This is a genomic window from Pseudomonas sp. AC242, from assembly GCF_979258655.1.
Map to the genome: position 1 here is coordinate 2,722,983 of NZ_OZ409873.1, position 24,157 is coordinate 2,747,139.

The 24,157-nt window shown below is 58.8% G+C and carries 20 protein-coding genes and 1 tRNA gene; 11 read left to right on the top strand and 10 right to left on the bottom strand.

Going from position 1 to position 24,157, the window contains the following annotated elements; genetic code table 11:
- The first annotated feature begins 296 nt into the window (after window positions 1-296).
- The 4 genes from ACZZ0A_RS12175 (at window position 297) to ACZZ0A_RS12190 (ending at window position 4,469) form a co-directional block, all read left to right on the top strand.
- Entirely contained in the window at window positions 297-1,922 is a 1,626-nt protein-coding gene (locus ACZZ0A_RS12175; RefSeq protein ID WP_123375415.1) for an NADP-dependent glyceraldehyde-3-phosphate dehydrogenase, read from the top strand.
- 129 nt (window positions 1,923-2,051) lie between these two features.
- On the top strand, window positions 2,052-2,402 hold the full coding sequence (locus ACZZ0A_RS12180; protein ID WP_095112030.1) for a DUF3302 domain-containing protein: 351 nt from the start codon (window positions 2,052-2,054) through the stop codon (window positions 2,400-2,402).
- Between the two features lie 5 nt (window positions 2,403-2,407).
- Window positions 2,408-3,367 carry an HlyD family secretion protein gene (locus ACZZ0A_RS12185; RefSeq protein WP_463543160.1) on the top strand — a complete coding sequence of 320 codons (960 nt, stop codon included), beginning with the start codon at window positions 2,408-2,410 and terminating at the stop codon, window positions 3,365-3,367.
- Between the two features lie 61 nt (window positions 3,368-3,428).
- On the top strand, window positions 3,429-4,469 hold the full coding sequence (locus ACZZ0A_RS12190) for an FUSC family protein (protein ID WP_463543161.1): 1,041 nt from the start codon (window positions 3,429-3,431) through the stop codon (window positions 4,467-4,469).
- Between the two features lie 3 nt (window positions 4,470-4,472).
- On the opposite strand, the gene ACZZ0A_RS12195 is transcribed toward ACZZ0A_RS12190, so the two are convergent.
- Window positions 4,473-5,366, bottom strand: coding sequence for a DMT family transporter (locus ACZZ0A_RS12195; protein WP_463543162.1), 894 nt, complete (start codon window positions 5,364-5,366; stop codon window positions 4,473-4,475).
- A 137-nt stretch (window positions 5,367-5,503) separates the two neighbouring features.
- Here ACZZ0A_RS12195 and ACZZ0A_RS12200 point away from each other — a divergent pair, with 137 nt between their 5' ends.
- Window positions 5,504-5,941: an Lrp/AsnC family transcriptional regulator gene (locus ACZZ0A_RS12200; RefSeq protein WP_007915449.1), complete on the top strand. Its 438-nt coding sequence runs from the start codon at window positions 5,504-5,506 to the stop codon at window positions 5,939-5,941.
- A gap of 58 nt (window positions 5,942-5,999) precedes the next feature.
- On the top strand, window positions 6,000-6,329 hold the full coding sequence (locus ACZZ0A_RS12205) for a YceK/YidQ family lipoprotein (RefSeq protein WP_007915447.1): 330 nt from the start codon (window positions 6,000-6,002) through the stop codon (window positions 6,327-6,329).
- 43 nt (window positions 6,330-6,372) lie between these two features.
- On the opposite strand, the gene ACZZ0A_RS12210 is transcribed toward ACZZ0A_RS12205, so the two are convergent.
- The gene (locus ACZZ0A_RS12210; protein WP_463543163.1) at window positions 6,373-7,728 is read right to left on the bottom strand and encodes a hypothetical protein; all 1,356 of its coding nucleotides are present in this window, start codon (window positions 7,726-7,728) and stop codon (window positions 6,373-6,375) included.
- A 403-nt stretch (window positions 7,729-8,131) separates the two neighbouring features.
- The gene (locus ACZZ0A_RS12215) at window positions 8,132-8,803 is read right to left on the bottom strand and encodes a Bax inhibitor-1/YccA family protein (RefSeq protein WP_007915443.1); all 672 of its coding nucleotides are present in this window, start codon (window positions 8,801-8,803) and stop codon (window positions 8,132-8,134) included.
- 122 nt (window positions 8,804-8,925) lie between these two features.
- Between ACZZ0A_RS12215 and ACZZ0A_RS12220 the strand changes: the two genes are divergently transcribed.
- Window positions 8,926-9,013: transfer RNA gene (locus ACZZ0A_RS12220), tRNA-Ser, on the top strand.
- 154 nt (window positions 9,014-9,167) lie between these two features.
- Here the strand turns inward: ACZZ0A_RS12220 and ACZZ0A_RS12225 are convergent.
- Genes ACZZ0A_RS12225 through galB form a run of 3 tightly spaced genes read right to left on the bottom strand, consistent with a single transcriptional unit; the run spans window position 9,168 to window position 11,745 of the window.
- A complete protein-coding gene (locus ACZZ0A_RS12225; RefSeq protein ID WP_123375418.1) occupies window positions 9,168-10,295 on the bottom strand; it encodes a 4-oxalomesaconate tautomerase in 1,128 nt (375 codons plus the stop codon).
- 2 nt (window positions 10,296-10,297) lie between these two features.
- Window positions 10,298-11,014 (bottom strand): 4-carboxy-4-hydroxy-2-oxoadipate aldolase/oxaloacetate decarboxylase, encoded by a 717-nt coding sequence (locus ACZZ0A_RS12230; RefSeq protein WP_095112026.1) that lies wholly within the window; start codon window positions 11,012-11,014, stop codon window positions 10,298-10,300.
- Window positions 11,011-11,745 carry a 4-oxalmesaconate hydratase gene (gene galB / locus ACZZ0A_RS12235; RefSeq protein ID WP_007915437.1) on the bottom strand — a complete coding sequence of 245 codons (735 nt, stop codon included), beginning with the start codon at window positions 11,743-11,745 and terminating at the stop codon, window positions 11,011-11,013. The genes ACZZ0A_RS12230 and galB overlap by 4 nt, the downstream gene beginning before the upstream one ends.
- Before the next feature lie 154 nt (window positions 11,746-11,899).
- Here galB and ACZZ0A_RS12240 point away from each other — a divergent pair, with 154 nt between their 5' ends.
- Window positions 11,900-13,135, top strand: a complete 1,236-nt coding sequence (locus ACZZ0A_RS12240) for a LysR family transcriptional regulator (RefSeq protein WP_414916055.1) — start codon at window positions 11,900-11,902, stop codon at window positions 13,133-13,135.
- Here the strand turns inward: ACZZ0A_RS12240 and ACZZ0A_RS12245 are convergent.
- The 3 genes from ACZZ0A_RS12245 to ACZZ0A_RS12255 all read right to left on the bottom strand — a co-directional run bounded on the left by ACZZ0A_RS12245 (window position 13,110) and on the right by ACZZ0A_RS12255 (window position 17,105).
- On the bottom strand, window positions 13,110-14,357 hold the full coding sequence (locus ACZZ0A_RS12245; RefSeq protein ID WP_463543164.1) for an OprD family porin: 1,248 nt from the start codon (window positions 14,355-14,357) through the stop codon (window positions 13,110-13,112). The two genes, ACZZ0A_RS12240 and ACZZ0A_RS12245, sit on opposite strands and share 26 nt — an antisense overlap.
- Before the next feature lie 123 nt (window positions 14,358-14,480).
- Entirely contained in the window at window positions 14,481-15,743 is a 1,263-nt protein-coding gene (locus ACZZ0A_RS12250) for a gallate dioxygenase (protein WP_007915428.1), read from the bottom strand.
- A 24-nt stretch (window positions 15,744-15,767) separates the two neighbouring features.
- Window positions 15,768-17,105, bottom strand: a complete 1,338-nt coding sequence (locus ACZZ0A_RS12255; RefSeq protein ID WP_007915426.1) for an MFS transporter — start codon at window positions 17,103-17,105, stop codon at window positions 15,768-15,770.
- A 342-nt stretch (window positions 17,106-17,447) separates the two neighbouring features.
- Between ACZZ0A_RS12255 and ACZZ0A_RS12260 the strand changes: the two genes are divergently transcribed.
- The 3 genes from ACZZ0A_RS12260 (at window position 17,448) to ACZZ0A_RS12270 (ending at window position 23,582) form a co-directional block, all read left to right on the top strand.
- Window positions 17,448-18,605: an HD-GYP domain-containing protein gene (locus ACZZ0A_RS12260; protein ID WP_414894421.1), complete on the top strand. Its 1,158-nt coding sequence runs from the start codon at window positions 17,448-17,450 to the stop codon at window positions 18,603-18,605.
- 44 nt (window positions 18,606-18,649) lie between these two features.
- Window positions 18,650-23,029 carry a response regulator gene (locus tag ACZZ0A_RS12265; protein ID WP_463543165.1) on the top strand — a complete coding sequence of 1,460 codons (4,380 nt, stop codon included), beginning with the start codon at window positions 18,650-18,652 and terminating at the stop codon, window positions 23,027-23,029.
- 166 nt (window positions 23,030-23,195) lie between these two features.
- Window positions 23,196-23,582 (top strand): hypothetical protein, encoded by a 387-nt coding sequence (locus ACZZ0A_RS12270; protein WP_095112018.1) that lies wholly within the window; start codon window positions 23,196-23,198, stop codon window positions 23,580-23,582.
- Window positions 23,583-23,713: 131 nt separating this feature from the next.
- Here ACZZ0A_RS12270 and ACZZ0A_RS12275 read toward each other — a convergent pair whose 3' ends face one another.
- On the bottom strand, window positions 23,714-24,151 hold the full coding sequence (locus ACZZ0A_RS12275; protein ID WP_463543166.1) for a hypothetical protein: 438 nt from the start codon (window positions 24,149-24,151) through the stop codon (window positions 23,714-23,716).
- Window positions 24,152-24,157: the final 6 nt, after the last annotated feature.

Here is a 24,157-nt window from a genome sequence, read left to right on the forward strand (position 1 = left end):
GAGGGGGGCAAACGGGGCCAGCCAGGACTCGCCTCGGGATCGGCTATAGACACAAAACCCTGTGGGAGCTGGCTTGCCAGCGATAGCGGTGTGTCAGGCAATGAAGATGTTGAAAGTACCGGCCACATCGCTGGCAAGCCAGCTCCCACAGAGTTCGCGGTGTTGCCAGCCCCCTCTGCTCTGCGCCTTTGCGTGACATTCGGGTGACATTTGCGGGTTTAAATTTCGGCGCATTCAGGCGTATAACCTGTGAAGGCTTTTTGATCTGCATACGGACATCAACACGGGGTAGCGACATGACCACAGCAAACATCCTTGGCAACCTGTTCCCTTCTGTCAGCGACATCCCGGAAAAATACCGCCTCGACGCTCAGGTCGAGCAACGCGAATATCTGGTCGACGGCCAGTTGCGCCGCTGGGACGGCCCGCTCGCCACTGTGCGCAGCCCGGTCTATCTGAAAGGTGACAACGGCGACGAACAAGTCATCCTCGGCAGCACCCCGCTGCTCGATGCCGACACCGCGCTCACCGCCCTCGACGCCGCCGTACGTGCCTACGACCGTGGCCAGGGCCTGTGGCCGACCATGCGCGTGGCCGAACGTATCCAGCACGTCGAAGCTTTCCTCGGCCGCATGCGTCAGCAGCGCGATGCCGTGGTGAAGTTGCTGATGTGGGAGATCGGCAAGAACCTCAAGGACTCGGAAAAAGAGTTCGACCGCACCTGCGACTACATCGTCGACACCATCAATGCGCTCAAGGAGCTCGATCGCCGCTCCAGCCGTTTCGAGCTGGAACAGGACACCCTCGGGCAGATCCGCCGCGTGCCGCTCGGCGTCGCCCTGTGCATGGGCCCTTACAACTACCCGCTGAACGAAACCTTCACCACGCTGATTCCGGCGCTGATCATGGGCAACACCGTGGTCTTCAAACCGGCCAAGCTCGGCGTGCTGTTGATCCGTCCGTTGCTCGAAGCCTTCCGCGACAGCTTCCCCACCGGCGTGATCAACGTGATCTACGGCAGTGGCCGCGAAACCGTCAGTGCGCTGATGGCCAGCGGCAAGATCGACATCTTCGCCTTCATCGGCACCAACAAAGCCGCCAGCGATCTGAAGAAACTGCACCCGAAACCGCACCGTTTGCGCGCCGCACTAGGGCTGGATGCGAAAAACCCGGGCATCGTTCTGCCGGAAGTCGATCTCGACAACGCCGTCAGCGAAGCGGTCACCGGTTCACTTTCGTTCAACGGTCAGCGCTGCACCGCGCTGAAAATCCTCTTCGTCCACGAAGACGTGGTCGACAGCTTCATCGAGAAATTCAACGCCAAACTGGCCACGCTGAAACCGGGCATGCCATGGGACAGCGGCGTGTCGCTGACGCCGCTGCCGGAGTCGGGCAAGGTCGATTATCTACACGGTCTGGTGGCGGATGCGCGCAGCAAGGGTGCCGAAGTGGTCAACCCCAATGGCGGCGAATCGCGCGCCTCGTTCTTTTACCCGGCAGTGCTGTACCCGGTGAATCCGCAGATGCGTGTCTACCAGGAAGAGCAATTCGGCCCGGTTGTGCCGATCGTGCCGTACCGTCATCTCGATACCGTGATCGACTATGTGCTGGAGTCGGACTTCGGCCAGCAGTTGAGCATCTTCGGCACCAACCCGGTGGCGGTCGGTCGTCTGGTCGACACCTTTGCCAACCAGGTCGGGCGGATCAACCTCAACGCGCAATGCCAGCGCGGGCCGGACACTTACCCGTTCAACGGCCGCAAGAATTCGGCGGAAGGTACGCTGTCGGTACACGATGCATTGCGGGTGTTCTCGATCCGTACGCTGGTGGCGACCAAGTTCCAGGACAGTAACAAGGACCTGATCAGCGAGATCATTCGCGGGCGTGACTCGAGCTTCCTGACCACCGATTACATCTTCTGATCACTGTCACCCGCATCATGAATAAGCAAGAAGGCGACCACATGCGGTTCTGATCCAAAGTCGCCAAGCGCCCGGCAAATCAGTGTCTACACTGATGCCAGCACTGTGCTGGATGCCGGGAGCTTGATCATGCTGGATTACTTCGCGTTAGGCGTGTTGGTGTTTGCCGGGCTCGTGCTGTTTTACGGGATCATCGTGCTGCATGACATTCCCTACGAAATTGCTGTGCACCGTAACCATCCGCATCAGGATGCAATCCATGCCACTGGCTGGGTCAGTCTGTTCACGCTGCATGCGCTCTGGCCGTTCCTGTGGATCTGGGCGATGGCCTATCGAGAAGATCGCGGCTGGGGGTTCGGTGACGGCAAATCCGTGCAAAACCATGTCGCTCGCCTGGAGCAACAGGTGATCGAACTGCAAGGACGCCTCGAGCGACTCGAAGCGGCGAATGCCACTGCTCCCCACAACCGGGAGGGCTGAACGCCATGGATCTACTGCTCATCCTGACTTACGCCGCGATCTGCGTCGCAGTGTTCAAGATCTTCCGTATCCCGCTGAACAAATGGACGGTGCCCACCGCCGTACTGGGCGGCATCCTGATGATCGGCGCCTTGATTTTCACCATGAACTACAACCATCCCTACTCCGAGGTGGCGCGCACTTACTTCGTTTCTGTGCCGGTGATTCCCATCATCAGCGGCCAAGTGATCGACGTGCCGGTGAAAGGGAACGAGCCGCTGGAAAAAGGCGACGTGCTGTTTCGCATCGACCCTACGCCGTTTCAAAACCGGGTGAAGTCGCTCAAGGCGCAACTGATCGCCGCCAAGGGTGATCGCTACCGGATCACCGAATTGATCCGGCGCAACTTCGGCACCCAGCGTGAACTGGATGCCGCGATTGCCCGCACCGACGATTTGCAAGCGCAACTCGACAACGCCCAGTTCGAGCTGGACAACACCACCGTCCGCGCGCCGAGCAAAGGCTTCGTCACCCATGTTTCGTTGCGGCCGGGGATGATGGCGAGCAAGTTGCCGTTGCGTCCCTCGATGGTGTTCATTCCCGAGGAAGGCCAATATTTTGCTGCGTGGATGCGCCAGAACAGCCTGCTGCGCCTGACCGTCGGCGATGAGGCGGAAGTCGCGTTCGACGGCATTCCCGGCAAGGTGTTCGCCGGTCGGGTGAAAAATGTCATCGGGGTGATTGCCGAAGGTCAGGTGCAACCTTCCGGCACCCTGATCGGCTACACCGGTTCGCCGCCGGCCGGGCGTGTGCCGGTGATCATCGAAATCACCGATCCCGAGTTCGCCCAGTACAGCAAGCTGATGCCGGGCGGTGCTTACGGGCAGGCCGCGTTTTACAGTCAGCACTTCCACCACATTGGCACGATGCGCAAAATCCTCCTGCGTATGGCAGCATGGATGAATTACATTTTCCCGTTCCATTGATCTGAACCGCCATCACGAGAGGCCCGCACTGAGTACTTACAGCACCCATCGACTTCCGCCCTTGCTGCGCCGTGTCTTGCGACCGTTGCTTGATCCTTATCGACGCTACCGGCACGCGCGGCTGATTCATGCGGTGCGCGTGGCCCTCGGCTTGCTGGCGACGATCCTGCTGACCACCGGCATCAACCTGCCCCACGGCGAATGGGCGTCAGTGACCATGCTGGTGGTGATCGGTGGTTTGCAGCACCACGGCAACATCGGCAAGAAAGCCGCCGAGCGCGCCACCGGCACCTTGATCGGTGCCGGCGTCGGGTTGCTGCTGGTGGCGCAGCAGGCATGGCTCGGCATGCCGTGGCTGACGTATTTTGCAATGGCGGTGGTCTGCGGTTTCTTCTCCTATCACGCCATCGGCAAGGGGGGTTACACCGCCCTGCTTTCGGCGATCACCGTGTTCATCGTCGCCGGGCATGGCGACAATCCGATCACCGATGGTTTGTGGCGCGGGGTCGATATTCTGATCGGCATCGCCCTCGCTCTGGCCTTCTCTTTTGCCCTGCCGCTCTACGCGGTGTATTCGTGGCGCTACAACCTCGCCGATGCTTTGCGAGATTGCGCCACGGTGTACGGACGCATCATCAGCGGCCAACCGGTCAGCGCCGATGAGCATTTGAAATTGATGGGCCGTCTCGGCGCGGTGATGGTGCAGTTGCGTTCACTGATGCCGTCAGTGTCCAAGGAAGTGAAGATTTCCATGACCGAACTCGATGCCATCCAGCGCAATCTGCGCATGTGCATCAGCACACTGGAAATCCTCGGCAACACGCGACCAGATGCCAACGATCCAGAAGCCATGGCCCATCTGCAATCAGCGCTGAAGGCCGAGCACCGGCAGATTCGCGTGCAACTGATCGGCATGGCCCGGGCGCTGAAAACCGGCGCCTCGCAACGCCTGGACAAGTCGCTCGAGTTGCCGGAAGCCAACCTCGATGCGCCGGTTTACAGCACGCTGGATGGCTACCGACTGTTGACCCGGCAACTGGCGACGAACATCGCCGAGATGCGCCAGCGCCTGGCAAAAACCGCACCGCGCTGGAACATCTGAGGGTTACTGCGCGGCCAGTCGCCGGGACTTCAAGCCCCAACCCTGTTGCATGCCGGCAGCGGCCAAGAGGATCGCCGCCACGCCGAGCCATTGCAGAACTTCCAGACGATGGCCGAACGCGAACCAGTCGACGAAGATCGCCGCAATCGGGTAGATGAACGACAGTGCGCCGGTCAATGCGGTCGGCAATTTCTGGATCGCGCCGTACAGCAGCACATACATCAGACCGGTGTGGACGATGCCCAGCGTCACCAGACTGGCCCAGGCGCTCGGCGCTTGCGGCAGCGCACTGAAATGCGCGAACGGCGCCAACAGCAAGATCCCGGTGCAGACCTGAATCAGCGCGATCAGATGTGGCGGCGTGCCGGTCAGGCGCTTGATGATCAGCGCTGCAATCGCATACAGAAACGCCGCACCCAACGCAAACGCGATGCCCATCAGATAGTCATTGCCGCTCTCGCCCTGAGTGCCATGGGCACTGACGATCGCCAACATGCCCATGAACGAAATCGCCAGCCAGAACAACTTCTGCAGAGTGATTTTTTCGCCGAGAAACAGTGCCGCCAACCCGACCAGCATAAACGGCTGCACGTTGTACACCGCCGTGCCGATCGCAATCGAAGCGCGAGAATACGAGGCAAACAACAGCACCCAGTTACCGACAATCGCCGCCCCGCTCAGCACCGCGAGCAAGAACGTCGTGCGGGTCAGAATGCCCGGGCGCAGAAAGCCGAAAGCGGCACAGATCAACAGCAAGGTGCCGGCGCCGAACACGCAGCGCCAGAACACTACATCGAGTACCGGTTGCCCGGAGACCAGCACAAACCAGCCGATCGTCCCGGATATCAGCATGGCGGCGGTCATTTCAAATGAGCCGTGACGCAGTGTCTTGTCCATCATTGATCTCCTGTCTTTGTGGCAAAAGTATGCCAAGCGAACACGCAAACGCTCCAGAGCAAAAAGCAGGCTAAACTCGCAATCTGCCTTTTTTATCGAGGGTGGTTTCCGTCAATTGCCTAATGCTGGAGTTTTCCATGACCGACGACATTGACCAGATCCTCATCAGCGCCTTGATGGAAGATTCACGGCGCTCACTCAAAGCGCTGGCGCAGATCAGTGGATTATCGTCGCCAAGCGTGGCTGAACGCTTGCGGCGCCTGGAGGAACGCGGTGTGCTCAAGGGCTATACCGTCGAGATCGACCCGAAATGCTTTGGTTACCAATTGCAGGCCATCGTCCGGGTGCGGCCATTGCCGGGACAGTTACAGGAAGTTGAACGGCAGATTCTGTCGATTCCCGAATTCACCGAGTGCGACAAGGTGACGGGCGAGGACTGCTTTATCGCGCGCCTGCATGTGCGCTCGATGGAACAACTGGATACCCTGCTCGACCGCCTCAATACCTTGGCCGAAACCAATACCGCCATCGTCAAGAAGACACCGGTGAAGCGCCGTTTGCCACCGATGGCCTGAGTGCTTTTTCCGCATGTTCGGCGTAGATTGAGGTTTTTCCGGCGAAGGATTGGCGGTAATGAGATTTCAGGCAATGGTGTTGGCAGCGTTGACGCTTGCCGGTTGCGGGACCGTACAGACCGTGGTGCGCAGTGATCAGGCTGCGGTGGACAGCCTCAAGGAGCAGAAAAGTTATTGCGGGGCGGTGCCAAGGATTTACAGCGGCCTCGCCTACGACTTTTGCAGCCTGCATGCGCCTCTGGGCAAGGGCGTTGATGCCGACGATTACAAAAACGCCGCGATTCCCGTGGTGTTGATCGATGCCGTGGTGTCCGGGGCACTCGACACGCTGTTGCTGCCCTACACCGTCTACAAACAGCAGACTGATGGCAGCATCGTGATCAACTGAAAAAAGCCTGCGCACGCCGAAACGTGCGCAGGCTTTTCGCTTCTTACTCCAGCAGTTGCTGCAGGCTCGGGTCACGAATGACTTTCTGCAATGGCTGCGGCGTGGCGTTGTTGGTGGACTTGAGCATTTTCAGTTTCATGTCCGACGCTTTGCTGCACGCATTCTTGCCGTCAGCATAGATGCCGCTCATGTCGCATTTCCACTCGAAGTAATTCACCAGACCGCCGGACAACTGCAGGCTGTAGTCAGTGCTTTGAGTGCCCGGCGTGAAAGCATGGCCGGCCGGAATGTTCTGGAACCACTTCATCCATTCAGGCGAACCCGGCTGCGGCGCATTGGCCTGGAACGTTGGATTCATGATCGCCACTTGCGGCGTTTCCGCGGTCGCATGGCAGCTCAGGCAGGAACTGTTGGGGTTGTCCACCGGACCATTGAGGCGACCGTTCCAGCCCAGATGGGTGGGCGGCAACTCTTGGGTCTTGGCGTTGATCGCAGTCTGTTGCAACGCGGGGTTGATCTTGGTTTGCGTCGGTTGCGGGTTGGTGAAGTCGTTGCCGATTTCTTTCGGATCGTTACCCCACATGATCCCTACCGGGACAAGGTTGTCCCAGCCCGGCTTGCCGGTTTTCGCGCCGTTGTACTGAAAGGTGCCGAAGATCCAGCCAGTGGCGCTCATGCGCTGATCGCGCACGGCGATGTCCATCTGGATCAATGCGACATCCTTGACCTTGCGATTGGCCGACGTGAACGTTTCGGTGACGTAGCCCTTCCACAACACCGGGTTCACCAGGAACGGCACGGTGCTGCGATCGATATCGGCGAACAGGGCTTTGCAGACTACGGTGCCGTCGGGGAAGCTGTTGGGTGCCGATGTGTATTTCGGATCAGGGTTGTTCGGGTCTTTCCAGACCTCTCCGATGGTATAGGCACCGATGTCGTTATAGATGCCCACCGCGTAAGTCTGGCCGGTGGCGGTCTGCGTGGGGGCGAGTTGCTTGACCTGGATCTGCGCCTCTTTGGTCAGGCCGTGAATCCCTTCGCGTCCCAGCGGGCCGTAGTGCTGCCACGGCATGTGATACCACTGACGTTTTTTATTGTTCTGCACGTACCAATCAGCCTCGACGTTGCCTTCGAGGCAATAGGTTTTGACTTCCTCCATGTACGCACGCCAAGTCTCAAAATTGTTATCTGGCTTGGTCGGTAGATTCTTGAAAAAACCGGGTAGCGGTACTTTCGGCGCTGTGGCCGGGTAATTCTGGCTCAACTCAAACAGTGGGCCAGAGTATTGGCTGGAAGGTGGTTGATAGCCGAAGTCAGGATAGACGCCGGCGAGGGTTGACGCGCTGAACAGCGCGGTGGTGACGGCCAGTACAGCCAGTTTTCCTTGGGGCTGGTTCATCGATGATCTCCTTGATTGGGACAACGCCTGCAATGGCAGGGCCTCCATTATTTTTCTGGTATCAGGGTCCCGGTCATTCGCCGGGATACGGTCACGGTGCATGGAGTTTGGCGTGGTTCACCTCCCGGTTTTCACTGGACGAACGAATACAGTCGCTCTCGACCGAAAGGCCTGGCGATCAACAGCAAGGGAAGTGAATGCGAGGGACGCAGGAATTCTACGAGGGGTGCTGGTTACCGACTCCTGTCGATCAGGCTACTGCTCTTCCTTGGTAATTAGGTTTAGGTGAGTTCCAAAAATACGCCACTATTTTCAGATCATTTTGTAGGTAAAAGGCCACTACGCTTTTCAGCCAGCAACAAAAAACCCGCCGAAGCGGGTTTTTTGTTGAAACGACTAACGATCAGTCGTCGCGGCTCATGATGCCGAAGATCTGCAACAAGCTGATGAACAGGTTGTAGATCGATACATACAGGCTGATGGTCGCCATGATGTAGTTGCGCTCACCGCCGTGGATGATGGCGCTGGTCTGGAACAGAATGCACACGGACGAGAACAGCACGAAACCTGCGCTGATCGCCAGTTGCAGGCCGCTGACCTGGAAGAAGAAGCTTGCCAGCGTTGCACCCAGCAACACGAAGAAACCAGCGGTGATGAAGCCACCGAGGAAGCTCATGTCCTTACGGGTGATCAGCACGTAGGCCGACAGACCACCGAACACCAGTGCGGTCATCGCGAACGCCGAGCTGACCACTTCAGCGCCGCCCTGCATGCCCAGGTAACGGTTGAGGATCGGGCCGAGCAGGAAACCCATGAAACCGGTCAGCGCAAAAGCGGACACCAGGCCCCACGCGGAATCACGCAGCTTGTTGGTGAGGAAAAACAGCCCGTAGAAGCCGATCAGCACCACGAAAATGTTCGGGTAGCCAACGCGCATCTGCTGGGCAACGAAAGCCATGACGCCGCTGAATGCGAGGGTCAGAGCCAGTAGGCCATAAGTGTTGCGCAGGACGCGGCTAACCTCTAGCTGCTCAGCCTGCACGCTGTTATTAACTGCGTAATCCTGTTCGCGCATGGCGACACTCCTGTTGGTTTGAAACGTTCAGTCGCAAAGATCATAACAGACGCTCTGTAACAAGCCATGCAGAGAGTTTGACAGTGTGTTTCATTCAGGTATTATGGCGCCCGCAACGCAACGGAGGTGTGGCCGAGTGGTTTAAGGCAACGGTCTTGAAAACCGTCGACTGTAACAGGTCCATGAGTTCGAATCCCATCGCCTCCGCCATATTCTGTACCGACAAAGCCCTGATTATTCAGGGCTTTGTCGTTTCTGGGGTTTGAGATTTCCAGATTTCTTCGCTGGTTGGCGGCCACCCACTAAAAAGGTCAGCCAAGGCTTGCCACCGGAATAGGCAGGAGCAAAGTGAAAAATGGAGTTTTCAGCTCTTTACGCGTACTTGCGAGAGGCACTCTCCTGATTGACCAACGGCTTTACCACGCCAGGTCGCTGATGGAATGCAGACGAAGCCATCAAACAGTAACCGAGCCGTGCGCATCAGTCCGCACCCAACCAATCGCTCGTCCTGCAAGCGCACCTCCACCGTGAACTCGCCCGTCGGATGTTCGATCGACAGGCGTTTCACCTCGCCCTCCTCCACCACCGCCATGACCGCTGCCACACTGCCTTTGATCAGGCAGGCGGCGGCCACGCTGACTGCGCCGAACACGCCAATGCTGGTGTGGCAGCGATGGGGAATGAAACTGCGTGTGGTGATGGCCCCACCGACCTGCGGCGGTGCAATCAGGCACATTTTCGGCACGTTGCGCTGGCTCACATCATCCAGATTCATGCGCCGCCCCGCTTGCAGGCGGATGGACTCCAGACGCTGTTTCAGTGAAGCATTGACGTCGAGTTGCGCGGGACTCTCATAGCCACTGCAATCAAGCTCTTGCGCGTTGATCAGCACCACGGGCATGCCGTTATCGATGCAGGTCACTTCAACGCCGTCGATCACGTCCCGGGCGTTGCCGGTCGGCAGTAAGGCGCCGCAACTGGAGCCCGCGACATCCTCGAATTCGACAATCAACGGCGCGGCCTGCCCCGGCACGCCGTCAATACGGGCGTCGCCGTCATAGCGCACTTCACCATCAGACGTTGGGACATGGGCGATGGCGATCTGTCCGGTGTTTTCCATATAGATCCGCACAGGGGTGACATCGGCTGTCGCCGCCACCAACCCGCGCTCGATGGCGAACGGACCGACACCCGCGAGGATGTTCCCGCAGTTCTGACCGTAATCGACACGCGGCTCATCCACCAGCACCTGGGCGAAAAGGTAATCGACATCAGCACCCGCGCGGCTCGACGGTCTGATGATCGCCACTTTGCTGGTCAGCGAATCAGCGCCGCCAATGCCGTCGATCTGCCGCGCATCCGGCGAGCCCATCACCGCCAGCAACACGCGATCTCGCAGCGCAGGCTCTTGCGGTAAATCGTCGGCCAGAAAGTAAGTGCCTTTCGACGTACCGCCGCGCATCAGCAGACAGGGAATGCGGGTCTGCGCCATGCTCAGTCTCCCAGTTCTTCAAGGCTGTCGACGTAACGCAAACCCTTTTCCGCCAGGCGCGCGCGCATGTTGTAGATGTCCAGACCCAGTTCGCCCTTGGCCAGGCGCAGGGCCTTCTGTTCCTCCAGGTCGGCCCGGGCGCGACTGGCTTCGACGACTTGCTGCAGCTCGGTGCGTCGTACGACCACCACCCCATCGTCATCAGCAACCACCACATCACCCGGGTGCACCAGTTGCCCGCCGCACACCAGCGGCAGGTTGACCGAGCCAAGGGTTTCTTTAATTGTGCCTTGCGCGCTGATGGCGCGGGACCAGACCGGGAAGCCCATTTCGCGCAGGGTATGGGTGTCGCGCACGCCGGCCTCAATTACCAGCGCCCGGACGCCGTGAGCCTTGAGCGAGGTGGCCAAGAGGTCACCGAAGTAGCCGTCGGTACACGGTGAACTCGGCGCAACCACCAGAATATCGCCGGGCCGGCATTGTTCGACGGCCACATGGAACATCCAGTTGTCACCCGGCGCAACCAGCACCGTGACGGCTGAACCACTGATCACCGTGCCTTGTTGAATCGGCCTGATCGAACTCGCGAACAGTCCTTTGCGGCCCTGTGCTTCATGTATGGTCGCGACCCCGAAGCGTTTCAACTCATCGACTAGCGCCGCTTCGGCCCGCTGAATATTGCGCACAACAACGCCTGTCTTGCCGATATGTTCGCTCATCCCAGATTCTCCGTGACACGCGGGAAAATACTCTGGTAACCCTCGCCATAAACGATGTTGCGGGTTGAGGTGATCCCGACATTACGTTTGGCTTGCACACCGCGTTGCAGGGCGACGCGCGTGTAGTACTCCCACAAATGCTCCTGTCCGGCCATGCACTGGATGGCCGCGTACTTCTTGTCCCAGACATCAGTGATGTCGAGCAATACATCGGGGCGCCATTCGCATTGCTCGGGCTGGTGTGGCTCGAAACTGTAGACCGGCGGTGCACCGACGATTTTCTCACCCGGTTTATAGCCTTCGGCCTGGGCGATGATGCGCGCCTCCTGGGTCAGGTTCATGGCCAGCGGGTGATCGTAGTTGTACGGGTCTTTGAGCGAGTGACTGAGGACGAACTCCGGTTGCACCCGGCGAAAAACATCGGCTAGACGGAACAAGGTTTCCTTGTCGGCGCGCATCGGGTAATCGCCGATATCGAAGAACTCGACACTGGCCCCGAGAATGTCGGCGGCGGCCTGAGCCTCTTCGCGACGTGCGGCTTTGACCTTGTCTTCGCTCATCTCGCCCTTGCGCCACAACTTGGCGGATTCGCCGCGCTCACCGAACGACAGGCAGACGATATGGACGTTGTAACCCTGCTGCGCATGCAGGGCAATGGCACCACCGGCACGCCAGACAAAATCGGCTGAGTGGGCGCTGACAACCAGCGCGTTTTTGGTTGATTCGATCATTGCGGATACTCCTTTGCGTTGCGAAAGAGCATCGCATCGCACCCCGCCGACGGAGTAATGCGTTCGAGTGTTCGAGGTATGCGTTTTTTTTATTGCCACTCGAAAATAGCGGCGGCATAGTCGTCGGATTCGCCGACCCGCAGAGTCCTTGCCCATGGAAATCTTTGAACTGCCGAGCCTGATGCACGTGCGCGCCTTCGTCCGCGTGGCTGATCACGGCAGCGTCTCCAAGGCGTCAGTCGCGCTGTACCGGGCGCAATCGGTGGTCACCCGATCGATTTCCGAATTCGAAGAACGGCTAGGCGTAATGCTGTTCGAGCGCCACGCCAACGGTATGCGCCTGACCAATTTCGGAGAGCGTTTGCTGCCCCGAGCGCGACGGGTGCTGGCAGAGCTTGGGAGCGTGCCGACATTGCTCGGCCAAGGTGAAAAAGCTGCGATTGAACCGCTTTATCTGTTCCAAGCGCGACGCCTGCAAGTGTTCGTCAAACTCTGTGAAACCCAGCACATGCAGACAGTGGCCAACCTGTTGGGGCTGAGTCAGCCTGCGGTCAGTTCGACGCTGAAAGTCCTCGAAAACGGCTGCGGCCAATCGCTGTTCGAGCGCACGCCGCGCGGCTTGCAACCGACCCGCGCGAGTCATGACATCCTGTTTGCAATCCGCCGTGCGCTGAACGAACTGCGCCATATCGACAGCGACATCACCGCCCTTCGCGGTGCCTTGCACGGCGTCGTCCACGTCGGTGCCCTGCCCCTCGGCCGCACGCGCATCCTGCCCGAAGCCATCGTGCGCCTGATGGCCGAGCACCCGGGTATTCAAGTGATCACCAATGAGAGTCCCTTCGACCTGCTGGCGACTGAATTGCGCGCCGGTGATGTGGATTTCATTTTCGGAGCGCTGCGTTCGTCGACCTATGCCAGCGACCTGGTCGGTGAGTCACTGCTGACAGAGGAAATGGTCGTGCTTGCGCGGCGTGATCATCCGCTCTACGGCAAAACCGGCCTGCAAGATCATCTCGCTAACGCGAAATGGGTATTGCCGCGCGCCGGTTCGCCGGCGCGCAAAATGCTCGACGACTGCTTCGCCGGTTTCGGCATTCCGGCGCCTTCCCCGGTGGTGGAAAGCGCCGACATGGCGATCATTCGCGGACTGTTGTTACGCTCGGACATGCTCGCAGCCGTTTCAGCGCATCAACTGGAACAGGAAATCGCTAGCGGCGAGTTGTGCATTTTGCCGCTGGAATTGAAACAGACCGCCAGGGCCATCGGCCTGACGTACCGCAGCAGCTGCCTGCACTCACCGGTCGCGCAGGCGTTGATGGAGGTGATCCGCCAGGTAATCCGAACTCAGGCCAATGAAGCGGTTAAAGCAGGTTCAACGGATAGCTGATGATCAAGCGATTCTCGTCGAACTCATTGCTGCTGTAATCGCGGCGAATGCTCGAGTTGCGCCAGCGCAGGTTGAGGTTCTTGAACGCGCCGTTTTGCAGCGTGTAACCCAACTCGGATTCGCGGCCCCATTCTTTACCGTCGGTGACGGCTCCGCTGTGCACATTGTCGCCGCTGATGTAACGGTTCATCAGGGTCAGACCGGGCACGCCGAGGACGGCGAAGTTGTAGTCATGGCGCAGCTGCCAGGATTTCTCCCGCGCATTGTCGTAGCTGTTGTTGTAGCTGTCGTTGGCCAAGGTTCCGCCGCTGGTGCCGTTGACGCGCATCCAGGCATCGTCGCCGCTGAGCTTTTGCAAACCGAGGTAAAACGTGTTGCCGCCGTAGCGTGCCGACAGCAATGCCGAGAACGTACGGTTGTCCAGATCGCCTGCGCGGGCACTGCCATCCTCGCGACCCCAGAAGTAGCCAAGATTGGCGCCCAGCGTCCAGTCACCCAGTGGTTGGCTATGAACCAGTTGCAGATACTGTTGCTGATAGATGTCCTTTAGCTGAGCATTCCACACGCCGATCATCGTGCGCTTTTCGTTGAACGCGTATTCGCCGCCGACGAAGTTGAAACGGTCAGAGGTAAACGCGGTTTTGCCCTGCATGAACATGTCTTCCATGCTTGAATCGTTGCGCGGACTGTTCTGCCGGAACTGACCGCCATACAAGGTCAACCCGGCGATATCCTGTGAAGTGACCTGACCGCCACGAAAGGTTTGTGGCAACGAGCGACCGTCGTCGGAACGCAATATCGGCAACACTGGCATCCACTCGCCGAGCTTGATTTCGGTCTTGCCGATTTTCATTTTCCCGGCGACAGCCAGGCGCCCAAATTGATCGGCAGGTCGGCCATCACTGTCCAGCGGCAGCAATTGCGTGCCTCCCGTGCCTTGACCGCCGTCAAGCTTCAGCGAATACAGGCCCAGCACATCCACACCAAATCCGACTGCACCTTGGGTGAATCCAGAGCGGAAATCGAGAATGAAATTCTGCGTCCATTCCTCGGCTTTGCCCTGCGCATTGGCCGGGTTGGTGAAATTACGATTGATGTAGAAGTTGCGCAGATTGAGATTGGCGCTGGCGTCTTCCACAAAGCCTGCGGCGCTCGCCTCGACAGGCAGCACACAAACAGCGGACAGCGTGAAGACTACGCGGGTATTGGCGGTGATTTTCATTGTTATTGTTATCCATTTTTTTGGGATGAAGCAGTCCGCTACGCCCGCATGAGCCGGGCGCAGTGAAATCATTCAAGGGTGTTGCGAAGCGGCCCGGAGCGAGCCGTCGATGACGCCGTGACGTTAGCGCGGGGCCTTGCCCGCTACCGAATAGAGCACCTGCTGATTACGGGTTTTCATGAACGCCTCCAGGCTTTGTCCGCGCATCGCTGCGTAGATCTGCAGATTCGGCACCCCAACCACGGCAGCGAGTTTTTCCAGCACGAAGAAAATCGCCCCGTAGTGAATCAATCCGCGCCAGTCGCGGCGGCGCAGCAGATCCCGCTCTTCGTCGCTCAGCCCTGCTTCATCGAACAGCGCTTCGGGTTGGTCGAGGAAACGCTGACGCCAGTGCGGCTCGATCATGCGATGCAAAAACTTGTTCAACCGATAGCCCTTGGCGCTGCGTTCCAGGGTGAACGGATAGGTGCCTTCAAGCTTCTCGATACCCGCCAACTGATGCTGCATGTGCTGCAAATGCCGCGCAATGACGTCAACGGGAACGGGCCGATCCTGATTTTCCAGCAACAGTGTGGCAATGCCGGTCATCGACGGCAGGTAGTAATCCTGGTGCAGGTTTTTCACCGTGGCCGACAGCGCGCCGCGCATGATCAGCCAGGTGATCACTTCCGAACCTTCCATGCCCCCCAGCGCGGCGTATTCGGCATGGGTCATTTCGGTCAGGCGCTCGGGATCATTGACCAACAGATCAATGAACTGCTGGTCCCACTCCGGGTTGTTGAACCCACAGCGTTCGCCGTGCACCTGGTGGGAAACGCCACCGGTCGCGACGATGGCTACTTTCAAGTCCTCGGGGTAGCTTTCGATCGCCCGGCGCAGCGCCTGGCCCAACTTGTAGCAGCGCCGCGCACTCGGCACCGGGAACTGCAACACGCCAACCTGCAGCGGCACGATCTCCACCGGCCAGTCCGGCTCGCACGGCAGCAGCGCCGACATCGGCGAGAAGAAGCCATGATCGAGCGGCTTGTCACGGAAGAAACTCATGTCGAATTCATCCGCTACCAGGCTCTCACCGATGTGCCGCGACAGCGCCGCATGGCCAGCGATCCCCGGTAACTCGCGTGGATTACCGCCCTCATCAGCGACTTCGTAACGCTCATCGACACCGAGGGAAAAGGCACCATAGTGATCAAAGAAAAACGAAGTCACGTGGTCGTTGAATATATAGAACAGCACATCCGGTTGCTGCTCCTTCAGCCACACCTTGATCGGCTCAAAACCACGGAAAATCGGCGCCCAGGCGGCCTCATGCTGCTTGTCGTGATCGACCGCAAAGCCGATAGTCGGGGTGTGAGATACAGCGAGGCCACCAATGATGCGTGCCATAACGAGTTCCTTTGTCGAAAAAGATTAATGCGTCAGCAAGGCCCGATTGACTCGGCGCCGTGCATGACCGTTGGCCATGATCGCCAGTGCAGCGATAAAGGCAGGCACGCTCAACAGGGCAAACAGCAGCGGCAACCCCAGCCCGAGGCTGAGCACCGCGCCACCGATGAGTGAACCAAAGATAGCCCCGAAGCGGCCGATACCCAGCATCCAGCTGACGCCCGTGGCGCGACAATCTGTCGGGTAGTAGCCCGGCGCGAAAGCATTGAGGCCGGTTTGCGCCCCACTCATGCAGAAACCTGCCGCCACTACGCCGAACGCCAGCAGACTGGATTCGAGGCTGAAGGCGCCCAGCAGCAGAATGAAAGCGCCACCCAGTGCGTAGGACGTGGCAATTACCGCGTTTGGATTACGCCGGTCCATCGCCCAGCCGACTACGATGGCGCCGACGGTACCGCCAATCTGGAACAGGCCGGTGATGGTCGCGGCGCGTTCGATGGACAGCCCACCTTCACGCAGCAGGGTCGGCATCCAGCCCATGGTCAGGTAGATCACCAGCAACCCCATGAAGTAAGTCGCCCACAAAGCGAGCGTGCCGAAGCGATAGCTTTCGGTGAACAACAAGCGCAGCGGTGCTTTTTGCTGAGCCTGCGGTTCGGCAATGACGAATTTAGTCGCCGCGCTAAACGTGCCCCCCAGCTTGCTCAGAACCTTGGCAATCTGGCTGGCGGGCGCGTTGCGCGCGGCAAGAAAACGCGCCGACTCAGGCAGCAACAGCCACATCAAGGGCAGTAACAACATCGGCAGAATCCCGCCAGCGAGCAGCACCGACTGCCAACCGTGATGGGGAATCAACCACGCGGCGAGAAATCCGCCCAACCCCGACCCCATGTTGAACCCGGTGAACATGATCGTGATGAACAGTGACCGATTGCGTTCCGGCAAATACTCGGAAAGCAGTGTGGTGGTGTTGGGCAACGCTGCGCCCAGCGCCACACCGGTCAGCAGACGCAAGGCCGCCAGTTCGTAGGGATTACGCGCAAAGGCGCAGGCCAGACTCAGCACGCTGAAGCCAGTCACCGCCGTTAGGAGTACCTTTTTGCGGCCGATTCGGTCGGCGTAAGGGCCAGCGGTCAGCGCGCCGATCGCCAGCCCAACCATGCCCGCGCTCATCACTGGGCCAAACGCTGCTTTTGACAATCCCCACTCTTGAATCAGCGAGGGGGCAATAAACCCCATCACCGCGACGTCGAAGCCATCGAAAAGCACGATGAAAAAACATAAACCCATAATCAGCCACTGGTACGGCACCACTTTGCGGTTGTCGATCCACGCTTTGATATCGACCGTTTCACTCGTCATGCTCTCACCTTCTTATTTTTGTAGAAGTCCCGACGGACAAGGCCTGTAAGTAGACCGTCCACGCTGAACGATGAAGGTGACTGTAAAGCCGCAGGTATACCGCCCGCCTCTGGGAAATCCTTAAGCAGGTATCGGTTTTTCTTATCGGGGGATCAAAAGAGATAAACGGGGCGTGGTAGAGCGTGGGATTGATGACCGTGGCGCGAGCGGCCAATAATCGAGTACCTCATCGAACCAACCTCCCTGCTTCGACCTACCGATTGCAGCTTTTCTAGCTACGCTTGCCGACAAGAGTCTGGCGTAAGTACGCCTACTGCTTATCAGTCAAGGGAGCCAACATCCATGGATAGCATGCAGGGCGTTTATCCATCAGCAACCGTTCTGGTGGTCGACGATACCCCAGACAACCTGATGCTGATCGCCGAGTTACTCAAGGACAAATACCGGGTCAAGGCCGCCAACAGCGGTGAAAAAGCCTTGCGCCTTCTGCAGGCCGACACGCTCCCCGACCTGATTCTGCTGGACATCATGATGCCGGGCATGTCCGGTTATGACGTTGCCGAGCGGCTCCAGCATGACGCCCGCCTCTGTCATATACCGATCATTTTCCTGACCTCCATGACCGCCACGGAGGACGAAATTCGCGGCTTGAGCCTCGGCGCTGCTGACTACATCACCAAGCCGATCATTCCTCCGGTGCTCATGGCCAGGGTCGAGACTCAGGTCAAGCTCAAGGCCGTCGCCGACTTTCTGCGCAATCAAAACGATTTTCTGGAACAGGAAGTGCAACGCCGTACCCGCGAGGTGATTGCCATCCAGGATGTCACCATCCACGCCATGGCCTCGCTGGCCGAAACCCGCGACAACGAAACCGGCAACCACATTCGCCGCACCCAGCACTACATAAAATTGCTGGCCGAACTGATGCGCGAGCATCCGCGCTTTCGTCACTTTCTCGACGAGGAAACCATCCAGCTGCTATTCAAGTCGGCACCGCTGCACGATATCGGCAAGATCGGCATTCCTGATCGCATCCTGCTCAAGCCCGGACGTCTCACTCCGGAAGAGTTCGAGATCATGAAGACCCACACAACCTTGGGACGCGACGCCATCCAGCACGCCGAGGACCAGTTGGGGATCGGCGTCGACTTCCTTCGTCTGGCCAAGGAAATCGCCTACGGGCATCAAGAAAAATGGGATGGCAGCGGCTATCCGCAAGGGTTGGCCACCGACGATATTCCGATCAGCGCGCGTTTGATGGCTGTGGCGGATGTCTACGATGCGCTGATCAGCCGCCGCGTATACAAGCCCGGCATGCCCCATGAGCAGGCAGTGGAAATAATCCGCGAAGGCCGCGGCAAACATTTCGACCCGGACATCTGCGATGCATTTCTGGCCAATGCCGGGCAGTTCCAGAACATTGCCGTGCAGTTCGCCGACAGCGATCAGGACTTGGCCAGACAATTGGCCTTGCTTGAACAGATCGCTGACCAACCCTGAGCCGTGTGCCGCTCTTTGCCCCCCACTGCTGAACGAGGCCCGTTATGAACAGACTGTTCGAGACGCTCGAGCGCCTGTCGCTGCGCAGCAAATTGATCATCGGCTTCGCGGCGCTGCTGATGTTGGTTCTGATACTGGGCGTGCAAAGCCTGCGCACCCAGTATTCGCTCAGGAACGAAATGCAGCAGTTGTACCAGCAGGATCTGGTGGGTATCCAGCATGTGCAGGAAGTCCGGGTGCAGTTGCCGTATCTTTTGCTGGCCATGCAACGTGCGATCGCGACCAACAACGCGGACATTCGCATCAGCGCCAGAACGCAGATGAGTGTCGCCCAGGAACGACTCCACGAAGCCCTGGAACAGGTGCGCCCGACACTGCGGCGACAGAGCAGTCTGAGCAGTCTGCTGGAGTTCGAGAGGGTCTTGCAGCGTCTGCAAAAAGATGGCGATGCGGCGCTGGAATTCGCCGGCAAAGGCTCCCTCGGTCAAGCCTGGATGTTGCTTAACAGTCAGGATTTTCTCGCGCTGGAACAGGGCAGCGACGGGCTGCTCACGCAGATCGAGAACAACAAGCAAGCCGACATCCACGATACGGCGAAGAATCTGGCCGAATATGCGCAGCGCAGTACCACGATCACCTATGTGTTGCTGCTGGGCGGGTCGACACTGGCCTTGCTGTTGACCTGGCTGGTCAGTTATTCCATTCGCGTGCCGCTCAATCGTGTCCGTGTGGCAGTAGACGAATTGGCGTCCGGCAAACTCGACGGGCAGATCCCCCACACCGACCTTCGCAACGAAACCGGTGACCTGGCACGTGCCATCGCCACGTTGCAGGTGGAGGCTTGTCAGCTTGAGCGACAGCGCTGGATTAAAAACCACACGTCGCTCCTGCAAGTGGATCTGCAACAGGCGGAAACGCCGCAGCAGTTGGCCCAGGCTTTTTTTAGCCACATCGCGCCGCCATTGGGCATGTGCCAAGGGGCACTTTACGTTCTCTATGAAGGCGCCTCGCGCCTTCGATTGGTGGGCGGTTACGCGGTGGACAGTGAGCATCCGCTGCCCGTTGAACTTGAGCTCGGTGACGGGTTGCTTGGCCAGTGCGCACTGGATCACCAACCCCGCCACTTGCAGAATTTACCCGAACCGTTTTGGCATGTACGCACGCAGTTGGGCGCCGCTCCCGCCAGCGTCCTGATGGTTCAACCCGTGCTGCGTGGCGAACGCCTGCTCGGGGTGGTGGAAATGGCCGGTTTTCGCCAACTGGAAGAGAACGAAGCGCTGCTCTTGCAAGAAGTGTTGCCCAGGCTGGCCGGCGCCATGGCCATCATGGAGCGCAGTGAGGCGGCCCAGGCGCTGCTGCTGGAGACTCGTCGTCAGGCGGACGAAATGGGCGCGCAGACTTTGCAACTGGAACACCAGGCCAGCGAACTGGAGGCCCAGCAGGCAGCATTGCGAGCCACCGAGGCCTGGTATCGCGGCATCATCGAGGCAGCACCGGACGGTATGCTGGTGCTGGGGGCTGACGGTCGCATTCTGATGACCAACCCGCAAATGGACAGCCTGTTTGGTTATGCCCCCGGCGAGTTGATTGGCGCCAGCATCGAGCGTCTGGTGCCTCAGGCTGCCCGCGAGCGTCATGTCAAATTGCGCGACGGTTTCATTGCCAGCGGCGGCACCCGGCAGATGGGTGGCGATCTGGAGGACCTGAGCGGCGTGCGCAAAGACGGCAGCCTGTTCTCCGTGGAAATTGGCCTTTCCCACCTGCCCCGCCTGGAAGGTCGTGGCGTCTGCGTCTGTGCCTCGGTGCGCGACGTGAGTGAGCGCAGAGCGATGGAAGCCAAGCTGCGCACTGCCAGCGATCGCCTGAACCTGGCGCAAGAGGCCGGCGACATCGGTCTGTTCGATGTTGATCTGGTCAGCGGCACAAACTATTGGACGCCGCAGCTTGAAACCCTGTTTGGTCTTGAACCGGGTGCCTTCGGTGGCACGCTGCAGCACTGGCAGGCGCTGGTGCATCCCGAGGATCTGGCGCGGGTCAGCAGCACCTTCGACAGCGCCGTGCGGAGTGGCGATGATCGCGTCGAATTCGACTTTCGCATCGTGCGCAAAAATGACGGGCAGATTCGCACCTTCCGCTCGCTCAACCGTTTCTCACGCACGCCGGAGGGCCAGCCATTGCGCGCAACCGGCATCAACATCGACGTGACGGCGCTGGCAGAAGCAAGAGCAGCAGCCGAAGAAGCCACTCAGGCAAAGAGCGAGTTCCTTGCCAACATGAGCCATGAGATCCGCACGCCGATGAACGCCATCATCGGCATGAGCCACCTGGCGCTGCGTACCCATCTGGATAATCGCCAGCGCAACTACATTGAAAAGGTGCACCGCTCGGCGGAGAACCTGCTGGGAATCATCAACGACATCCTCGATTTTTCCAAGATCGAGGCCGGCAGGATGAGCCTCGAACAGGCGCCTTTCCGCCTCGAGGACGTGCTCGACAGCTTCGCCGCCATGATTGGCCTGAAGACCGAAGACAAGGGTCTGGAGTTGCTGTTCCAGATCCCGCCCGATCTGCCCACGGCCCTGATCGGCGATCCCCTGCGCCTGGGGCAAGTGCTGATCAATCTGGGCAACAACGCGGCCAAGTTCACCGAGCACGGTGACATCGTGGTCGGCGTGGAAGAAGTGGGTACACACAACGAACACGTGCAACTGCACTTCTGGGTGCGCGACACGGGCATCGGCATGACCGTCGAGCAGTGTTCACGCCTGTTCCAGTCGTTCAGTCAGGCAGACAGTTCGATCACTCGCAAGTACGGCGGCACCGGGCTCGGCTTGTCCATTTCGAAGAAGCTGGTGGAGCTGATGGCCGGCCGAATCTGGGTGGAAAGCCAACCGGGGGTCGGCTCGACATTCCATTTCCAGGTGCAACTCGCTGTGCAGCAAGGCGTGCAGCCGCGCCGTATGTTCAAGGCCGGCGAGCTATTGGGCATGCGGGTACTGGTCGTGGATGACAATGCCAGTGCGCGTGAAATTCTCTCGGGCATGGCGCGCAGCTTTGGCCTGGAAGTGGATGTCGCGCAGAGCGGTGATCTGGCGCTGCGCATGTTGGCCGACGCCGAGCACAAGGCACTGCCTTACAATCTGGTCTTGATGGACTGGCGGATGCCCGGCATGGATGGCATGGAAGCCGTGAGCAAAATGCATTCCGCCAGCCTGATGCGCACGCCATCGGTGATCATGATCACCGCATTTGGACGCGAAGAAGCCCGCGAAGAAGCCGAGCGCCAAGGCATCCAGTTGCCGGTGGTACTGACCAAACCCGTCACGCCGTCCTCGCTGCTCGAAGCCATCGGCGTGGTGCTGGGCAGAGAACCACAGGGTGAAACGCGAACGGGCGAACGCTCCCAGCAAAATGCCCACACCGTCGCCAGCCTCAATGGCGCGCGGCTGCTTCTGGTCGAAGACAACGATCTCAATCAGGAACTGGCCAGCGAGCTGCTGGAGAGCGTCGGAATACGCCTGCGACTCGCCACGCACGGTCAGGAGGCCCTGGACATCCTCGCCGAGGATGGCGACTTCGATGGCGTGTTGATGGATTGCCAGATGCCGGTGATGGATGGCTACACGGCCACCCGACAAATCCGCCAGCAACCGCGCTTCAGCACTTTGCCGGTGATCGCCATGACCGCCAACGCGATGGACGGTGACCGCGAGCGCGCCCTCGAATGCGGCATGAACGACCATATCTCCAAGCCACTCAACGTCGAAACCATGTTCGCCACCCTGGCAAAATGGATCAAGCCACGTACCGCTCAAGCATCGCTGAACGCAGGATTCGCCGATGGCTTGCCCGAGCAGCTTGAGGGCATCGACCTCGCGGCGGGTCTCACCACCTGCATGGGACGACGGGATCTCTACCTACGCCTGCTCTGCAAATTTCGCGATACCCAGACAGGCTTTATCGAACAGTTCCACACCGCACGGATCGATCCAGATGCTGGCGCCGCTGAACGACTGGCGCACAGCTTGCGCGGCACCGCCGGCAACATCGGCGCCAAGGCCGTGGCGCAAGCCTGCGCTTTGCTGGAACAGGCCTGCCATGACGGCGAGCCGGCTACGGTGCTGCAAGGGCTGGCGATACAGGTCGAGTATTGCCTGCAGCCGATTCTGGTCGCACTGGCCGACCTCAAGGCAGACAAATCCGCCGGCGCAGGTGATGAGCCGCAGAACGACTCGGCAATCAACGAGCAACTGAACAGACTCGCGGGTCTTTTGGACGAGGGTGATACGGCGGCTTTGGATGCGCTTGCTGGATTGCGCAATATGCGACTTGATCGGGCGTTAGAAGAACGCCTGGCTCTGGTCGCGGTACAGGTGGAAAGGTTCGATTTTGATCGGGCTTTGAAGCTTTTGCAGGATGGGTGATTTGAGTGAGGAGGTTGCTGTAGTTGAGCGATTTTGGCCGATAGCGACTGCTCCCGAATGACCGCTTTCGGCCAAAAGCGGACATTCGTACCGCTAGTCAAATACACTGTCGCGACGATCGCATTCAAATTTGGTGCAAGTGTTCATCGGTAAAAAGAGAGGATTGATGAGTCTTGATCTGTGCTTGGAAGCTGATAGTACGCTCACAATTTTGACATTGAGCAATGCCCTTGAGAATGCTGGTGCTCGAAAAGTCGAGGTAACAGAAGATGGGCTATACGCTGAATTTAGCTCAGGACTTAAATTAAGTACCGATGACGCTTTCGGTGACCCCACGATTTATGCTGAGAATACAATGGGTATCGACTTTCCTGTCGCTGTGCGTTGTACCATCAGAATTAAAGGGCCCGAACCAGAGGGAGAGTCCGCTATGGAAGATTTGGAAAAAGTCGCCCAATCAATATCTCAGTCGTGTTCAGCCTTCTTTCTAGTTAGCTTTCAGTTCGAACAAACCATGTACTGGCGGGATGCGACAGGGCTACATCGTCCTTGAGGTCGGTGACTGCGCGTCGTGCTACAGATATTTTTGAATAGTGTATTTCGGACAAAAGTGCCTTTAATTGATGGGCCGCAATTGGCCGATTGCTGTCTTTGGGAAGGTCCGCAGTCGACCCATAGCTGTCATTAAATTGAGGTAACGAAGCGGGTTTCGAGGCCTACACTTACTGGCGGTAGCGCATTAATCAATACGACGGCATCGTCGCCCTGGTTTAGGTAGATCAACGAGTCACCGGTCTCGAACGTAACTCTGAATCCGGCCAGCCAAGGCTCTTGTCCGTTGAAAGAGTCAAGAATTCCCTCAACTGCGCAAATTTTTGTGTTTTCAAGGTGGGTTGCTGACAGATCCGCAAGCAGGTTTTCCCTCTTCCAGGAGCAGGTCACGTTTGGCTCTATCTCGAAGGGAGTCGGCGTATCAGAAGGAAACAAGTCCGCACCTACTCTCTCGCCATCACTCAAGAGATACATGGATAGAACTTCTCCTTCGCCAAAACGCCACTCTAGAGAACCTATGTCTCCCAGATCTTTCTCGTCGTTGAAATAGTACTGGTCGTGCAGCAGCACGCTCAG